At 58.5% G+C, this 3,055-nt stretch carries 4 protein-coding genes; all 4 read left to right on the top strand.

Features of this window, described 5'->3' with window-relative positions; translation table 11 throughout:
• Window positions 1–408 precede the first annotated feature (408 nt).
• Genes H1Y01_RS10945 through H1Y01_RS10930 form a run of 4 tightly spaced genes read left to right on the top strand, consistent with a single transcriptional unit; the run spans window position 409 to window position 3,037 of the window.
• A complete protein-coding gene (locus H1Y01_RS10945) occupies window positions 409–1,395 on the top strand; it encodes a tyrosine-type recombinase/integrase (RefSeq protein WP_180540556.1) in 987 nt (328 codons plus the stop codon).
• A 36-nt stretch (window positions 1,396–1,431) separates the two neighbouring features.
• On the top strand, window positions 1,432–1,722 hold the full coding sequence (locus tag H1Y01_RS10940; protein ID WP_180540555.1) for a hypothetical protein: 291 nt from the start codon (window positions 1,432–1,434) through the stop codon (window positions 1,720–1,722).
• On the top strand, window positions 1,719–2,114 hold the full coding sequence (locus tag H1Y01_RS10935; protein WP_180540554.1) for an HNH endonuclease: 396 nt from the start codon (window positions 1,719–1,721) through the stop codon (window positions 2,112–2,114). Before H1Y01_RS10940 ends, H1Y01_RS10935 begins: the two co-directional genes overlap by 4 nt.
• Before the next feature lie 47 nt (window positions 2,115–2,161).
• Window positions 2,162–3,037 (top strand): alpha/beta hydrolase, encoded by an 876-nt coding sequence (locus H1Y01_RS10930; protein WP_219341457.1) that lies wholly within the window; start codon window positions 2,162–2,164, stop codon window positions 3,035–3,037.
• Window positions 3,038–3,055 lie beyond the last annotated feature (18 nt).

The raw sequence follows: 3,055 nt of genomic DNA, 5'->3' as shown, positions 1-3,055 counted from the left end.
GAAGCGGAGCCGTCCTGTAGCGTCTCGATGGCTGCTTTAAGACGGTGGGCGTAAGAGGGTTTTGCCGGCATAGGGCAGGGAAGTGGCTCTTTCTATTAGGAGTTCGGGCTTCTTTTCGAAGATACCCCAATTCACTATGTTCCGCAACGGCCGTTTCAAATAGAAGTTTTGTGGGTTCGCTTGCGACGTATTGCTTATGCATGATAAAGGACGTTATCAGGTATACTAGATGCGTGCAACAAGCCTCCGCTGCCACCCCGCTATCCCCGAGATCCACCCAGCACCGATCTCGCGGCTGTGGGCCCGTCCACAGACCACCGGTTTGCAGAAGGAGAGAGTATGCCAAATACTGTTGACGGCTTCGCGCCAAATAATTCTGAAAGTGACAACCGCGTTCTGACGCCCGAAGTGCTCTCGCTCGCTCTCACGCCCGAATTCCAGGGCGGGGAAGCCCTCGCCGACCTGGGACCCGGCGAACCACCGTGGCTCTTTCTCCAGGAACCCCGTGCGGGCAAGCGGACGCTCGAGTTCTTTGTGACCCGGATTCCCAACGACCATACCCGCCGCGCCTACTATGGCGCCGTGCGCCGGTTCTCTGCTTGGTGTGCAGCGCATCGTCTGGAAGAGTTGGGCCGCGTCGAGCCGCTGCATGTCGCCGCCTGGCTCAAGGCGCTCGAAGCCGACGGCAGTTCGCGGCCGACCGTGAAACAACATTTGGCGGCCGTGCGCATGCTCTTCGACTGGCTGGTCGTCGGCCAGATCGTCCCCTACAATCCGGCCCATGCCGTGCGCGGACCAAAACATGTGGTCAAGAAGGGTAAAACGCCGGTTCTCTCGACCGAGGAGATGCACGACCTGTTCGCCGGTTTCCCGGCCGATTCGCTGGTGGCGCTGCGCGATCGCGCGCTGCTCGCGACCATGGCCTACACGTTCGCCCGCATCGGCGCCGTCGTGCAGCTGCGCGTCGAAGACTATTACATTCAGGGACGGCGCGGCTGGTTGCGCCTCCAGGAAAAGGGCAGCAAGGTGAACGAACTGCCGTGTCATCACACCCTCGAACAGTTTCTCGATGAGTACTTGGCCGCGGCCGGGATCGCCGACGACGCCGAGGGACCGCTCTTCCGCACCTGGCGGAGCGGGGCGCTGCAACGCCGGTCCCTCGATCAATCGAGCGCACACCGCATGGTCCGCCGCCGTCTGCGCCAGGCCGGCATCCGCAGCCTGGCCGGCAACCACAGTTTTCGCGCCACCGGCATTACGAATTACCTCAAGAACGGCGGCAAGCTCGAACTCGCCCAGCAGATGGCCGCCCATGCCAGCCCGCGCACGACATCCTTATATGACCGGCGCGGGGACGAGATTTCGCTCGACGAGATCGAAAGAATTTCCTATTGAGCCTCAAATCAGGCATGATAAAGGAGAGAGCCACCGATGAGTTCGCAAGTTGTCACACCCAACACGGAAGCAGCCATTCTCGCGCGGATGCTGGAGTCAGATGAACGGGAGCTGACACCGGAAGCGGCTCGCTACTTGCTTTCGATGAAGCTGCCGACCGCCGACGAAGACCGCGTTGATGAACTATCGGAGAAAGCCCGGGCGGGTTCACTCACACAAGCCGAGAGTGAGGAACTGGACGGTTACCTGCACGTCGGGAGCCTGGTGGCGGTTTGGCAATCCAAAGCACGCCGAATCTTGAAACACGCTCCTGTCAGCCAGCAGTGAACCGGGAACTTTCTCGATTCGTCCGCGAGCGAGCGGGCTACCGCTGCGAGTATTGTTGCCTCCCGGAGTCTTCTTTTCCTTTGCACTTTCAAATCGATCACGTGCGCGCGGAGAAGCACCGCGGAGAAACGATTGAAAATAACCTGGCGTTAGCTTGCACGCACTGCAACCGTCATAAAGGGCCCAATATTGCCGGCTTCGACGCCGAAACCGGTCAGACGATCCGCTTGTTCAATCCGCGATCGGATATCTGGGAGGAACACTTCGCGGTGGACGGACCGCGCATCGTGGGGATAACCGCTATAGGACGAGCGACGGTCGGTGTCCTGGAGATGAATAAGGCAGACCGGCTGCTCGTCCGAACTGCTCTCTTGCGGGAGGAGGAGGAGTAGTTTCCTGCGTTCTGAGATGTCGCATTTTGTGATAGACTCGCACCGCCATGAAAACGCTCTTTGTTCCGCTTATTTTCGCAGTTCTGTCGATGGTGGCTATTGCAGGGGCGCAGGATGTCGTTCCGCTCTACCCCGGGGTCCCGCCCGGATCGAAACAGGAGAACTATCCGGAGAAACAATACTTCTCCAAAGTGTGGAACGAAGAGATTATCGCGAACGTAACCCGGCCCACTATAACCATATTCAAGCCATCGCCGAAACTCAGCAATGGCACGGCGATGGTCATCGTCCCGGGCGGAGGGCTCATGGCCATTTCCGTCGCGACTGAAGGTGCAAGCGTCGCCAAATACCTTGCGGCGAAAGGCATCACTGCGATCTTGCTGAAATATCGGATTGCGCACACAGGCGATGACGCTGCGCAGGAATTCGCCGAACTAAGTGCAGATAAGCCCAAATATGACGCGATGTTAGCAACCGTCGCACCGCTTGCCGTTGCCGATACCTTAACGGCAATGGGATATGCCCGGCAGCATGCATCCGAATGGGGAATTTCTCCAGATCGCGTCGGAATAATCGGCTTTTCTGCTGGCGGATTTCTAGCCGCAGAAGTTGCCGTCCACTACACGCCCGAAACTCGGCCCGCATTCGTATCAGTGATCTATGGCGGATTGCAACAGGACGCTCCTGTGCCAGCGGATGCGCCGCCCATGTTCCTTGCTGCGGCGAGCGATGATGAGCTAGGTCTCACCCCGGGAAGCATTGCGCTGTACCCAAAATGGACCGCAGCTAACAAACTGGCCGAATTACATTTGTACGTCAAGGGCGGCCACGGGTTCGGAATGAAGCAGCAAAACCTTCCGACGGATCACTGGATTGACAGATTTACCGATTGGTTGCAGTTGGAAGGTTTTCTCAAGAAATGACCGAGCGTAGGCCTATTT

It is taken from the genome of Nevskia soli (assembly GCF_903970205.1).
In the GTDB taxonomy this organism is placed as follows: domain Bacteria; phylum Acidobacteriota; class Terriglobia; order Bryobacterales; family Bryobacteraceae; genus Bog-113.
The sequence above is the reverse complement of the archived record's forward strand: the minus strand, read 5'-3'. Positions and strand labels throughout refer to the sequence as shown.